18 protein-coding genes and 1 pseudogene are annotated in these 12,436 nt (G+C 61.2%); 12 read left to right on the forward strand and 7 right to left on the reverse strand.

Annotated features, from left to right (window positions below; genetic code table 11):
- Positions 1–3 precede the first annotated feature (3 nt).
- From G5575_RS12200 to G5575_RS12220, 5 genes are all read left to right on the forward strand, one after another.
- Positions 4–882 carry a transglutaminase family protein gene (locus tag G5575_RS12200; RefSeq protein ID WP_164534535.1) on the forward strand — a complete coding sequence of 293 codons (879 nt, stop codon included), beginning with the start codon at positions 4–6 and terminating at the stop codon, positions 880–882.
- 98 nt (positions 883–980) lie between these two features.
- Complete coding sequence (locus G5575_RS12205) at positions 981–1,148, forward strand: hypothetical protein (protein WP_164534536.1); 168 nt, start codon at positions 981–983, stop codon at positions 1,146–1,148.
- Between the two features lie 33 nt (positions 1,149–1,181).
- On the forward strand, positions 1,182–1,340 hold the full coding sequence (locus tag G5575_RS12210) for a DUF3309 family protein (protein WP_164534537.1): 159 nt from the start codon (positions 1,182–1,184) through the stop codon (positions 1,338–1,340).
- A gap of 179 nt (positions 1,341–1,519) precedes the next feature.
- The gene (locus G5575_RS12215; RefSeq protein ID WP_164534538.1) at positions 1,520–1,909 is read left to right on the forward strand and encodes a DUF883 family protein; all 390 of its coding nucleotides are present in this window, start codon (positions 1,520–1,522) and stop codon (positions 1,907–1,909) included.
- 2 nt (positions 1,910–1,911) lie between these two features.
- Positions 1,912–2,340 carry a hypothetical protein gene (locus G5575_RS12220; RefSeq protein WP_164534539.1) on the forward strand — a complete coding sequence of 143 codons (429 nt, stop codon included), beginning with the start codon at positions 1,912–1,914 and terminating at the stop codon, positions 2,338–2,340.
- Here G5575_RS12220 and G5575_RS12225 read toward each other — a convergent pair.
- From G5575_RS12225 to G5575_RS12240, 4 genes are all read right to left on the reverse strand, one after another.
- Positions 2,337–3,236, reverse strand: a complete 900-nt coding sequence (locus G5575_RS12225) for a diacylglycerol/lipid kinase family protein (protein ID WP_164534540.1) — start codon at positions 3,234–3,236, stop codon at positions 2,337–2,339. The genes G5575_RS12220 and G5575_RS12225 overlap by 4 nt on opposite strands.
- 1 nt (position 3,237) lies before the next feature.
- Positions 3,238–4,653 (reverse strand): sensor histidine kinase, encoded by a 1,416-nt coding sequence (locus G5575_RS12230; protein WP_164534541.1) that lies wholly within the window; start codon positions 4,651–4,653, stop codon positions 3,238–3,240.
- 150 nt (positions 4,654–4,803) lie between these two features.
- On the reverse strand, positions 4,804–5,358 hold the full coding sequence (locus tag G5575_RS12235) for an RNA polymerase sigma factor (RefSeq protein WP_164534542.1): 555 nt from the start codon (positions 5,356–5,358) through the stop codon (positions 4,804–4,806).
- A gap of 3 nt (positions 5,359–5,361) precedes the next feature.
- A complete protein-coding gene (locus tag G5575_RS12240; RefSeq protein WP_207633112.1) occupies positions 5,362–5,583 on the reverse strand; it encodes a NepR family anti-sigma factor in 222 nt (73 codons plus the stop codon).
- A 156-nt stretch (positions 5,584–5,739) separates the two neighbouring features.
- Between G5575_RS12240 and G5575_RS12245 the strand changes: the two genes are divergently transcribed.
- Positions 5,740–6,534, forward strand: coding sequence for a response regulator (locus G5575_RS12245; RefSeq protein WP_164534543.1), 795 nt, complete (start codon positions 5,740–5,742; stop codon positions 6,532–6,534).
- Between the two features lie 114 nt (positions 6,535–6,648).
- A complete protein-coding gene (locus G5575_RS12250) occupies positions 6,649–6,813 on the forward strand; it encodes a DUF1328 domain-containing protein (RefSeq protein WP_046142315.1) in 165 nt (54 codons plus the stop codon).
- A 54-nt stretch (positions 6,814–6,867) separates the two neighbouring features.
- Here the strand turns inward: G5575_RS12250 and G5575_RS20460 are convergent, their stop codons facing one another.
- The gene (locus G5575_RS20460; RefSeq protein ID WP_328765980.1) at positions 6,868–7,185 is read right to left on the reverse strand and encodes a YdcF family protein; all 318 of its coding nucleotides are present in this window, start codon (positions 7,183–7,185) and stop codon (positions 6,868–6,870) included.
- On the reverse strand, positions 7,128–7,655 hold the full coding sequence (locus tag G5575_RS12255; protein ID WP_235935933.1) for a YdcF family protein: 528 nt from the start codon (positions 7,653–7,655) through the stop codon (positions 7,128–7,130). The genes G5575_RS20460 and G5575_RS12255 overlap by 58 nt, the downstream gene beginning before the upstream one ends.
- A 146-nt stretch (positions 7,656–7,801) precedes the next feature.
- Here G5575_RS12255 and G5575_RS12260 point away from each other — a divergent pair, with 146 nt between their 5' ends.
- The 5 genes from G5575_RS12260 to G5575_RS12275 are packed head-to-tail and all read left to right on the forward strand — an operon-like array spanning position 7,802 to position 11,006.
- On the forward strand, positions 7,802–8,599 hold the full coding sequence (locus tag G5575_RS12260; RefSeq protein WP_164534762.1) for an ABC transporter ATP-binding protein: 798 nt from the start codon (positions 7,802–7,804) through the stop codon (positions 8,597–8,599).
- A 60-nt stretch (positions 8,600–8,659) separates the two neighbouring features.
- Positions 8,660–9,412 carry a transporter substrate-binding domain-containing protein gene (locus G5575_RS12265; protein WP_164534544.1) on the forward strand — a complete coding sequence of 251 codons (753 nt, stop codon included), beginning with the start codon at positions 8,660–8,662 and terminating at the stop codon, positions 9,410–9,412.
- Between the two features lie 48 nt (positions 9,413–9,460).
- Positions 9,461–10,195: an ABC transporter permease subunit gene (locus G5575_RS12270; protein ID WP_207633113.1), complete on the forward strand. Its 735-nt coding sequence runs from the start codon at positions 9,461–9,463 to the stop codon at positions 10,193–10,195.
- The gene (locus G5575_RS19415) at positions 10,132–10,272 is read left to right on the forward strand and encodes a hypothetical protein (RefSeq protein WP_207633114.1); all 141 of its coding nucleotides are present in this window, start codon (positions 10,132–10,134) and stop codon (positions 10,270–10,272) included. Before G5575_RS12270 ends, G5575_RS19415 begins: the two co-directional genes overlap by 64 nt.
- Positions 10,272–11,006 (forward strand): ABC transporter permease subunit, encoded by a 735-nt coding sequence (locus tag G5575_RS12275; RefSeq protein WP_164534545.1) that lies wholly within the window; start codon positions 10,272–10,274, stop codon positions 11,004–11,006. Before G5575_RS19415 ends, G5575_RS12275 begins: the two co-directional genes overlap by 1 nt.
- Before the next feature lie 212 nt (positions 11,007–11,218).
- Here G5575_RS12275 and uxuA read toward each other — a convergent pair.
- Positions 11,219–12,432 (reverse strand): annotated as a pseudogene (gene uxuA / locus G5575_RS12280) (mannonate dehydratase).
- Positions 12,433–12,436 lie beyond the last annotated feature (4 nt).

Consider the following 12,436-nt stretch of genomic DNA (forward strand, 5'->3'; position numbering starts at 1 on the left):
CCGATGCTTTACGATCTTCGCTTGGCGCTTCAATACGATTACGACGCCCCGGTCCATGGCGGCCGTCACCACATCCGCGTCGCACCCGCGACAGTGCCCGGCGTGCAGCGCGTCGTCGCCGCCTCTCTGTTCTTTGATCCAAAGCCGGACCGCCAGACCGGCTTCATCGATTTTTTCGGCAACTCGGTCACTTCCATCATCATGACCGAGCCGCATGACAAGCTCGACATCCGCTTAACCGCAAGAGTGCTGGTCGAAGACCTCCACGCGCCCGCCGACCTGTCGCCTCGCCTCGACCAACTGGCCGGTGAAATCGCGCGCTATTGGTCCGTCGAACCCGACAGCCCGCAGCATTTTCTGGCTCCCTCGCCGCTGGTGCAGATCGTTCCGCAAATCGCGGCCTACGCGATCGAGGCGACCGCAGGCCAGCCCACCGTGATGGCCATCGCCAGAACCCTCTGCCTCGCCATTCACCGGGACTTCGAATACGACCCCAAAGCCACCGATGTGGAAACCCGGCCTGCAGAAGCCTTTTCCTTGCGCAAGGGCGTCTGCCAGGACTTCGCGCATGTCATGATCTCGGGACTGCGGGCCATGGGCATTCCGGCCGGCTATGTCTCGGGGTTCCTGCGCACCAATCCTCCTCCCGGCAAGCCGCGCCTCGAGGGGGCCGATGCCATGCATGCCTGGGTGCGAGCATGGTGCGGTCAACATCTGGGCTGGGTGGAGTTCGATCCGACCAATGCGATGATCGCCGGCGCCGACCATATTTCCATCGGCCACGGCCGAGACTACGCCGATATTTCGCCTATCGTCGGCGTGCTCAAGACCCATGGTTCGCACGTGACCAAGCAGTCAGTCGACGTATTGCGCGTCGAATAAGGCGCAGCGGAACCAAATAAGGCAACGTTCGTTTTCCTGCCACGCAGCCTTGGGCTGCCAGGAAGGTCCGGGCCTAACCGGGCTGGCAGGGGTAAACAGTGAACCACGTCGATATCCGCTCACTCGAAGATGCTGGTCGTGCCACCGTAGTGTGGGACAACGAAATCTTCGACACCCCCTCCCGTTTCAGCGACATGGCCATGGCCTTGCTGCCCGCCTCGCTGATCCTGGCCGCCGCCACGGCGCTCATGCTTGCATTGCTCTAGGGTCAGAGCAGTCCAAGACCTTAGGAGGGTCATATGACTTTGGGTACTATTCTTCTCATCATTCTGGTTCTGCTGCTGATCGGCGCCCTGCCGAACTGGGGCTACTCGCGTGGCTTCGGCTACTTCCCGTCCGGCATCCTCGGCGTCGTGCTGGTGATCGTTCTGATCCTGGTATTGACCGGCCGCATCTAGCGAACACCGACCAAGTGGGCTGGCTCGCTTATTGCCGCTTACGCCCAATCAATCGACAAGTCTGAACTTGTCGTCCTCTACGCCCCGGCAGGCATCTCGTCTGTTGGGGCGGTTGCATGAGATGTTCGCCGGCTCTGCTTTAGTAGCCGCGTTCGTTCAAATCCATAAGGAGCGTCATTATGGCCACGACCAATGAAACCGCAAACGCCAACCGCAAGCCTGCCGGCGCCCGCGTCGCCGCCGACATCGAAAATGCAGTCGACAGCGCCGTTGAATCGACCCGCGAAGAGCAGCTTGAGGCGCAGGTCGCTCAGCTGCAGAACGATCTCAAGTCTATTACCCATACGCTCGCCAAGCTGACCGAGAACCGTGTCGAAGGCGCCAAGGAGTATGCGAGTGCTGAGTTTCGCCAGCTCAAGCGCCGTGGCCAGCACGTTCTGGAGGATGCGCAGGGCCAGGCCGAGGAGTATGAACAGCAGCTCAAGGACACCATCCGCGAAAAGCCGCTGACCGCCGTGGCGACTGCCGTTGGCATCGGCTTCGTTTTGGCCCTTCTGACCCGGCATTGATCATGGGCTTGCTTGCCCCGCTTGCGGCGCTGCTCGGCCTCGAGGTCGGCAGCGTCGTCAATCGCGCAAAATCGGCCTTTGCCCTTTATGGGCTTATGGCGCTGTTTTTGCTGCTGGCGCTGATCTTCCTGCTGGTTGCAGGCTACCTCGTTGTTGCCGCGTATCTCTCGCCGATCATCGCCGCACTGCTGTTCGCAGGCGTCTTTCTTCTCTTAGCACTGGTGCTCTATATAGCCACCCTGGTCGGCCGCCGGCGGCAAGAACGCGAAGCTGCAGAGAAACGCCGCTCCACCGAAGCCGGGGCGTTCTTCTCGACAGCGGCGATTACTGCCCTGCCGATGTTGGCAAGGTCGCCGATGTTGCTGCGGATTGGCCTGCCAGCCGCCGCGATTGCAGCCCTTACCTTGCTGCGCGGCAACAGCAAGAACTAGGGCGCTGCTCCCACAACCTGGAGCGCTTCGGGATGCAACTCGAAGCGGACCTCCCTTTCCAGCGCGATCAATTCGCCATCGACCACCGCATGTGCGCCGCGCTTTCGCTGCGGAAATCGCAAGGTCAGTCGCGGCACTTCGTATTCGCTGACACGCGCATTGTCGCGCCAGCGCCCTATGACGACATCGAGGCCCAGCGTCAGCATCTCGTTGGTCGTGACGCTCTCCGCCACATAAACGCCCAGCAGCCCGCTATCGAGTCTCGCCGCGACCGGAATAGGCGCATTGTTCAGCGGGTTGTTGGAAATGATGATGCCAGAGGCGGTCTGCGAAATGCGCCCGATTGGCCCATTGAGTTCGACCTCGAAGCGCGGCGGATTGACCACGGCAGCAGAGATGGCGCGCAGACTAGCCATCATCTTGCCCATGCGGCTGCGAAAGATCATGCCATCGCGGATACGCACCAATCGGGCATGAACGCCAACACCGAATTGATGCACGAACGGGCGGCCATTAGCGGTAGCGATATCGATCTTGCGCACCTTGCCCTGGGCAATCGTCTTGAGCGCCTCCTTGAGCTCTAGCGGCATGCCGATCGCGCGGGCGAAAAGGTTCATCGTTCCGGCGGGCAAGACACCCAAGGGTTTGCCGCTTTTGAACGCCACTGTCGCCGCCGAAGAGATGGTGCCGTCCCCGCCTGCCGCAATGATGACATCGACATTGGCGTCCGCTGCCGCCTGTTTCAGTTCGCCGGCGACATCGCTGCCATCAACGATATGGACGTCGAGAACCTGACCTGCATCGGCGAAAATCTGTTTGGCCTCGGCGGCGAACGCTTCAAGATCCATGGTCCGTAACGTGCCGCCGTGGCGATTGAGAATGGCCCTGAACCGCATGCTAGCGCTCCACAGGGGCCGCGGGGGCCCGGCTGAGATTGGGAAGCTTTATGCTGACGGTCAGCCCTTGGTCGCCAGCCGTATATACCGGCTCGCCGCCGAATTGCGCCGACAGCTGCCGCACGATGACAGAGCCCAAGCCGTTCTCGCTCACAGCATGATCGGCCGCGAGGCCGACACCGTCGTCGGCAACAGTAAGCGTTACGACGCCTGCGTTGTCTCGGTTCAGACGAACCGTGATCGTGCCTTTGCGATTGTCGGGGAAGGCGTGCTTGAGCGCGTTGGTTACCAGCTCGCCAAGGAGAATGCCAAGAGTAGTGGCGTCGCGGGCACTGACATTGATGGCGTCGATCTCGCCAATGATCGAAACCCGGCGCTGGTTGGTCTGCGTAGCGCTGATGTCGTCGAGAACCGCCTGCAAGAATTCGTCCGCACTTGCCGATTCAAGATCACCACCCAAGCGCAAACGTCGATGGGCAGACGCGATCGCATGGACGCGCAAGCGCGCCGCCTCGAGTGCCACCTTCACCTCGTCCGATCGCACCCGCATCATCTGCAGCGCCAGGAGCGATGACACGGTCGCAAGCGAATTGCCGATGCGATGATTGGCATCCTGCAGCAGCGTTTCGACGCGCTGCCGTTCGCGCTCGGCATGGGCGCGTGCCTCCTCGATGTCCCGTGTGCGTTCGGCGACCTCGGCCTCGAGCGCTTCGTTGAGCCCCACAAGACCGCGCTGCCGCTGCGCCAGGTCGCTGACCTGCCGCTGCGCCCGGCTTAGCAGGGCATAGGCCAGGATCGCAGCGGCCAGAAGCGCGGCGATCAGTGCCCCCACGAGACCAACGCGGGTCTGGTCAATCGCCCGATTGCGCGCCTCGAGCTTTTGGTCTTCTTCGGCAATGAAGTCCTCGAGCGTTTCGCTGACTTCAGACATCAGGCGCGCACCCATGCCCGATGCCACAAGGCTCTGCGCCTCGTCCTCGCGCTCTGCCTGGACAAGCGCCACCGTGCGGGCCATTTCGGCCATCTTGCCGGATATGTCCCCTGCAATGCTCCGAACTCGGCCGGTCTGATCGACATCGTCGGCGGTCATCTGCAACAAAGCCTCGACGCGCTGGTCGATGCTCGAAACGGCCAACCGATAAGGTTCAAGGAATTCGGGATTTTGCGTCAGGAGGAACCCGCGCTGGCTGGCCTCGGCCTGGCTTAAAGACTGGCTGAGTTCTCGCGCCACGTTACGGACGGCGTAAGTCTCAGTCACGTCCCGCAACTGCCGGTCGATGCCCTGCATCAGCGTCAGCGCCGAAAAGGCGGCAAGGCAGATGAGGCCAAGCGAGATCCAGATAGCGAGACGGCGCAGCGTAATCCGCGACCGTCGGGTCTGCTCAAATCGCGTCGCGTGATCCAAGGGGATGCTCATTCTGCCCGCCATGCTGAATGAGAAAGCCATTCGCTGTTCTGCGTCATAGGGTTAATGCCTATGACCAGTGGCGCATTTGAGGCAAAGCTGAGCGATAACGAACAAAATGCCCGCCTTGAAAAAGGGCGCCCCGAAGGACGCCCTTGATTGTTATACGAGGTGGTTCCCGGAGGTCACCTGCGCCGATACGGCGTCAGGGCCATAATCGGACTCGCCGCTGATCTTGAGCAGCTCGGTCAGCCTCGAGCGCGCCCGGCTGACGCGACTTTTCATCGTGCCCACGGCGCATTCGCAGATTGCCGCCGCTTCCTCGTAGGAGAAACCGGAAGCGCCGATCAGAATGACCGCTTCACGTTGATCGTCCGGGAGCTGCGATAGGGCTTTCTTGAAGTCCTCGAGATCCATCGAGCCATATTGCGACGGATGCACCGAAAGGCGCTCGGTAAAGGCACCATCGGTGTCCTGCACTTCGCGGCCACGCTTTCGCATCTGGCTATAAAATTCGTTGCGAAGAATGGTGAACAGCCAGGCCTTGATATTGGTGCCCATCTCGAAGCTGGACTGCTTCGCCCAGGCCTTCATGACGGTGTCCTGGACAAGATCATCGGCCTTGTCATGCTTGCCGGTCAGCGAAACGGCAAAGGCGCGCAGGCTGGGTAATGTCGCGAGCAATTCGCGCTTGAACGAGGTTCCCTCGGCGGCCATGGTTTATTCCCCGGTCCGCTTGGAACGAGAGCCCGTCTGCGCCATTTCAGCACTGTCGAGCTTTTCCAAAAGGTCGAGAAGTTGATCAGGAACCCCCTCGTCTTGCACGGCGCCATATAGTGCGCGCAGACGCGAACCGATGTCCGTGTTTGGACCCAGTCCTTCTTCAGCCCGCCCCGCTTGCATGCGCGTGCGGTGCTGGCCCACCCCGTTGTCTTTCGTCATATTCTGCTTGACCGATCAGTACCAATGTCAACCTTCAGGCCGCAAAATGCGGCTCGCGCAAGAAAAGTTCCACCCGCAGGAACTTTTCTTGATAATCACCGTTGGTGGTCGTTGCGGCATCGAAAACCGCAAGCGTCATTCTGGGAGATAGCGTCTATGTCTTTGTCTACGCGGATCGCGCCGCACCTGCCCTATCTGCGTCGTTTTTCCAGGGCTGTAACGGGATCGCAGACATCGGGCGACGCCTATGTAGCGGCCACGCTGGAGACCCTGATCTCCGATATCAGCCTCTTTCCCGAGTCTTCGAGCGACCGCATCGCTCTTTATAAGCTCTTCTCTGCTCTATTTTCTTCGTCTGCCGTAAGCGTTCCGGAGCCGGCATCGAGCTTCGTGTGGGAGCAGCGTGCCGCTGCAAACCTGGCCAACCTCTCGCCGCGTCCGCGTCAAGCCTTCCTGCTCGTCGCAGTCGAGGGTTTTACCCATTCCCAGGCCGCCGAAGTTCTCGATATCTCGGAAACTGAATTCGCCGGCCTTCTCGACCAGGCTTCGAACGAGATTTCGCGCCAGGTCGCGACCGAAATCATGATCATCGAAGACGAGCCGCTGATCGCCATGGACATCGAGCAGATGGTGGAAAGCCTTGGTCACAAGGTCGTCTGCATTGCCCGCACCCACAAGGAAGCGGTGACGCTCTTCAACCAGACCCAGCCGCGCATGATCTTGGCCGACATCCAACTCGCCGACGGCTCGTCCGGCATTGATGCCGTCAATGACATCCTCAACACCCATTCGGTGCCGGTGATCTTTATCACTGCATTCCCCGAGCGCCTTCTAACCGGCGAACGCCCGGAACCCACCTTCCTTGTGACCAAGCCGTTCAACCCGGACATGGTCAAGGCGCTGATCAGCCAGGCGCTGTTCTTCGACGAAGGCTCGCGCGCCGCCGCGTGAGGCTGCAGCAAACGATTAAGTAAAAGGCCGGTTCTCCACTGGCCTTTTTTGTTAGACGGAACTCTGTGGCTTCACGCGGCGTTGATCAGCCAAATAGAATTCATGGAGCTTCCCATGCTGTATTATGCACTCGTCTTCCTCGTCATTGCGCTGATTGCCGGCGTTCTTGGTTTCGGCGGCATCGCCGGCGCATCCGCTGGCATCGCACAGATTCTGTTCTTCCTCTTCCTCGCCTTCCTGGTGATTTCCCTGGTCATCGGGCTGTTCCGCAGAACCTAGGCCCCTCCCTCCGAGAGCTCTGCGCACAGGGCGGTGCTTCGGCACCGCCTTTTTCTATGGGCCAGGCAGCACTTCGTCGATCTTGCCGCTCCACCGATAAGCCAGAAGTCCGATCCATTCCCGCACGGCAATACCCGTGACCTGGAGATTAAGCAACGGATTGGCAATGTCGAAGCCAAATCCCTCTCGCCCCGTGCTGCGATAGTCGACCGGCCAAGGAACGACATCGACCCCCATCTTTCGGAACAAGCCGACCGATCGCGGCATGTGGAAGGCGGAGGTAACAAGGATCGCCGGTCCGTGTCGTTCAGCAATCAAGCCAGCAGTGAGTTGCGCATTCTCGTCGGTGTTGCGAGCCTGGTCCTCCAGCACCAGCCGTTCCGGAGGGATACCCTGCTCGAGAAAAACCGCCGTGCCGAAGCCGCTTCGGTCTCGCCCTCAGAGATGATCGTCCCAATCCCGCCGCTGAAGATGAGCGGCGCGTCCGGATACCGTCGCGCCAGAACCAGCGCCGCCGTCATCCGGTCCCCCGCCGCGTTGAGCTCGGTCACCCCTCGCGCGCCGCCGATCCGGCTTTGCGTCGCGCCACCAAGCACGATGATCGATGAGATCTGCTCCGGGCCTGCCTGCCGCGGGAAACGGTTTTCAAGCGGCTGGATCAGCACCGAACCAAGGCTCGTGAACCCAACCAGCAACACGGTAAGCCCTGCCAGACCTTGCGCCACAATCGCCAGTCGCCGACGGGCCATGATCGACAACACCACTCCCACAGCGATCAGCAGCAAGATGACGCTGAGCGGCTGTGCCAAGGCCCAGAAAATCTTGGAGAGGTAGAAAAACATGCGTGTACCCAACTGCGTGTAAGACCCTGAGCGGGCCGTTTTTCGCTTGCTATATCACCGGCTTCTGTTTTTGTGGCCAATGGTCAAGATCGCCCATCAAGAGGCGATTGCCGGTTTAAATATGCCCGCATCGGGCCATGGTGAGCATGACGCACGCTGAACCCGTCCCTTCGGGTCCATTGCCGGTTGTCGAACTGCGCGATCTGCACAAGTCCTTTGGCGCTCTCGAAGTGCTCAAGGGCATCTCGTTTACCGCGCGCGAAGGCCAGGTCATCTCGCTGATCGGTTCGTCTGGCTCCGGCAAGTCGACGCTCTTGCGCTGCATCAACATGCTGGAAGTCCCCGATCGCGGCGACGTGCTGATCGACGGCGAGGCCATCGCGCTGACCGGCGAAGGCCAGCGGCGCCGCGTCGGCGACGAAAACCAGATCCGCCGCATCCGTTCCGAACTTGGCATGGTGTTCCAGAGCTTCAATCTTTGGGCCCATATGACGATCCTCGAAAACGTTATGGAAGCGCCGCTGATCGTCCAGAAGCGCGCCCGCGCCGAAGTCGAGGCCGAAGCACGCGCCATGCTCGACAAGGTCGGCATCGGCGCCAAGGCCGACGCTTACCCGGCGCAGCTGTCCGGTGGCCAGCAGCAGCGCGCGGCCATCGCCCGGGCACTCTGCATCAACCCGCGCGTGATGCTCTTCGACGAGCCCACCTCGGCGCTCGATCCAGAGCTCGAAGTCGAGGTGCTCCGCGTCATCAAGCTCTTGGCCGACGAAGGCCGCACCATGGTGCTGGTCACCCATGACATGGAATTTGCACGCTCCGTGTCGGACCAGGTCATCTTCCTCCATCAAGGCCTCATCGAAGAGCAGGGCACGCCGGACGAAATCTTCGGCGCCACCCGTTCCGCCCGCCTCAAGCAATTCCTCAATGCAGCCAATCATGGCTGACCTCGGCGTCCAGCCGCGACCGCCGGGCGCTATTAAAAATCAATCAGAACGGAGACTGAAATGAAAAAGATCATGCTGGCCGCCACTGCTGCCCTGGCGCTGGGCACTCCAGCCTTCGCCCAGGAAACCGTACGCATTGCCACCGAAGGCGCCTATGCGCCCTGGAATTTTATCAACGACGCCGGCCAGCCCGATGGCTACGAAATCGATCTCGGCAGTGCCATCTGCGAAAAGGCCGAACTCTCCTGCGAGTTCGTCGTCAATGACTGGGATTCTATCATCCCGAACCTGCTCGCCGGCAACTACGATGTCATCATGGCCGGCATGAACATCACCGAAGAGCGCCTCCAAACCATCGCCTTCAGCGACGAATATTTCCCGCCCGATCCGTCCCGCTATGTTGCCCTTGCCGGCACCGAGATCGACTTCGACAATCTTTCGGGCGTCCGCATCGGCGTCCAGGGCGGCACCATCCAGGCCGGCCATGCCGAGGCCGAACTTGCCGCCAACAACACCGTCGTTTCCTTTACCACCGCCGACCAGGCCGTAGCTGATCTTGCCGCCGGCAATGTCGACGTGATCTTCGCAGACGGCGCCTATGTCGATCCCATCGTCACCGCCTCCAGCGGCTCGATCGAATATGTCGGCCCCGATGTCCTCATCGGCGAAGGCATGGCCGCGGGTCTTCGCAAGGAAGACACCGACCTCAAGGCCAAGCTCGACGAGGCGCTGGCCGCCCTCAAGGCTGACGGCACCGTCGACAAGCTGATCGCAGCCCGCTTCGAAGGCCGTGGCCCCTACTACGCCCAGTAATGACCAAGGCTCCCGGTCCCAGGCCGGGAGCTCCCCAAAGGGGCCTCGATGACCGACGACATCGCTTTCTGGTTGGGCTACCTCACCAATGGCAAGCACCTTGCCTGGTATGCGAGCTTCCAGTTCACCATCTTTGCCGCCGTCGTCGGCGGAGCGTTCGCGGTCATCTTCGGTCTCCTTGGCGCAACCCTAAAGAATTCGCGGCTTCCGCCGCTTCGGCTGATCGGCACGCTTTACTCCTCGATCGTCCGGGGCGTTCCCGACGTCCTCTTCTTCCTGTTCTTTCCCCTCGCCTTCGAGCAGACCGTGGAATGGTTCGTGGCAACGCAAATCTGCTCGCCCGAAGCGATCGCGGCGCAAACCGCTGCCTGGCCGCCTTGCCGCGAGGCCAACTGGCTCCTAGGCAGCTTTGAATACCTGATGCTGGCAAGCGTTTCGCTGGGACTCGTTTATGGCGCCTTCGCCACCAATGTCATCCACGGCGCCATGCGCTCAGTGCCTGCCGGCCAGCTCGAAGCTGCTCGCGCCTATGGCATGAGCGCGAGCCAGGTGCTGTGGCGCGTCCACATACGGCAAATGTGGGTCTATGCCCTGCCCGGCCTCTCCAATGTGTGGATGCTTTTGGTCAAGGCTACCTCGCTTCTCTCGCTGCTGCAGATCGCCGACATCGTCCTTTGGGCCGACCGACTCGGCGCGCCGAACTTTTGCCGACTGTTGGCATGGTCCACGACGATTGGCGCTGGCGCTACTACCTCGTCCTCTTCGTCTTCTACATCCTGGTGACCTGGCTCTCCGAACGCGCCTTCGATGCCCTGATGCGCCGCGCCGGTCGCGGCATGCTGAGCGAGGCGACCACCTGATGGACGGCTTCTTTAACGACCTGTCGCTGATGGCGCCGGCAGTTCTCTTCAATATCTATTTTGCCGCGGTTTCGATCCCGCTCGGCTTTGTCTTTGCGGTGTTTCTGGCGCTGGGCAAAGCTTCACCCAATGGCCTCATCAATCGCCTGTCGCGCTGCTACATCTATGCTTTCCGCGGCTCGCCGCTCTTCATCCAGTTCTTCATGTTCTATTCGCTGGCGCTGTCGCTGAACCTGGCATTCTGGAAACCATGGGGCGTCTCCGGCTTCGTGCTGCATCCGCTTTTTATCGGTCCGCTGGTCCTGGTGCTCAACACCGCAGCCTATACCGCCGAAATCTTCTACGGTGCCCTGCGCGCCGTGCCGCGCGGCGCCATCGAAGCCGCGCAAGCCTATGGCATGAGTCCAGCCCAGCAATTTCGCCGCGTCACTTGGCCCAACCTCATTCGCCTCGCCTGGCCGGCCTACACCAATGAAGTGGTGTTCCTGTTCCACGCCACCGCCATCGTCTACTTCGCCCTGCCGGTCGTCGGCAGCCAGAAGGACCTGATGATTACCGCGAAGGACCTGGTCGAGCGCGACTTCAACACCTACCTCCACTTTTCGGTGGCAGCGCTCTACTTCCTCGCCGTGTCGCTGGTGATCTTCTTCCTTTTCGGTCTGATCTACAGCCGCCTCATGCGCCACCTCCCGGCGCAACCAAGGATGCGCTGGGCACCAAAGTGGATGCGGTGAAGAGCCCCCTTCCGAGCGCCGCTAGGCTCGTTCCTCACCAAGCTCTGCTTGCCTTCCCCTCTGAGGGGGAAGGTGAACCCGGTAAACTGGGCAATATTGTGCGACACATTCGATGTCACCTTCCCCTTGAGGGGAAGGCAAGCGAAGCTTAGGCGCGCCGCGCCTTAGCGTAGCTCGGAAGGGGGTGTCGGCGCCTCAGCATACTCGGTCTTCTACCTAAGCCCGAACTCCGCATGCTCCAGTGCGGTCATCACCCCGCGCAACTCCGCCAGCCCCTTCATCCTTCCGATCGTCGGATAGCCCGGCTGCGAGCGGCGGCCGAGGTCGTCCATGATGTCCTGTCCGTGGTCGGGGCGCATGGGGATCTGCCAGTCGGCACGACCTTCGTCCTTGCGACGGCGTTCTTCGCGGATCACGGCAGCGATCACTGCCACCATGTCGGTATCACCGCCCAGATGCTCGGCCTCGTAGAAGGAGCCGGCTACGTCATCGGTGTCCCGCTTCACATTGCGCAGGTGTAGGAAATGGATCTTGGGAGCGAATTGCTCGACGATGGCCACAAGATCGTTGTCGGGCCGCGCGCCAAGCGAACCGGTGCAGAAGGTCATGCCATTGGCCGGACTATCGACCGCGTCGAGGATCGCCTTGTAGTCCGCGGCCGTCGACATGATGCGCGGCAGGCCGAGCAGTGCGAACGGCGGATCGTCCGGATGGCAGCAAAGCCGCAACCCCAGGTCTTCGGCCACGGGCACCACCTCTTCGAGAAAGGCCACGAAATGATCGCGCAGCTGCTCGCGGCTGATGGCGCCATATTCGTTGAGATGGCTCTGCACATCTTCGAGCGACATGGACTCGGTCGAGCCGGGCAGCCCCATGGTGACGTTGCGGGCGAGCTGCTTTTTCTCGTCTTCGCTCATCGCATCGGCACGCCGGGCAGCCTCGTCGGCAATGGCATTGGTGAAGTCTGCCGCAGCGCCGGGGCGCTTGAGAATATGGATGTCGAAGGCGGCAAAATCGTTGATGTCGAAGCGCATGCACGAGCCGCCATGCGGCACGGTCCAACGCAGATCGGTGCGCGTCCAATCGAGCACCGGCATGAAATTGTAGCAGATGGTCTCGATGCCACTGTCCGCCAGATGCCGCATTGAGATCTTGTAGTTGGCAATATGCTCGCGCCAGTCGCCCTTCTCCTTTTGACATCCTCGCTGACCGGCAGGCTCTCAACGACGTCCCAGGTGAGGCCGGACGGCGAACCATCCTTGCGCGTGGCGATCTCGCCATGGCGCTTGGCGATCTCCTCTGGCGTCCACACCACGCCATTGGGCACATGATGAAGCGCGCTGACCACGCCAACGGCGCCGGCCTGGGTGATGTCGTCGATGCTGGTGAGGTCCTTGGGGCCGAACCAACGCCAGGTCTGTCGCAAGATA

This window comes from Devosia aurantiaca, from assembly GCF_011058215.1.
Taxonomy (GTDB): Bacteria; Pseudomonadota; Alphaproteobacteria; order Rhizobiales; family Devosiaceae; genus Devosia; species Devosia aurantiaca.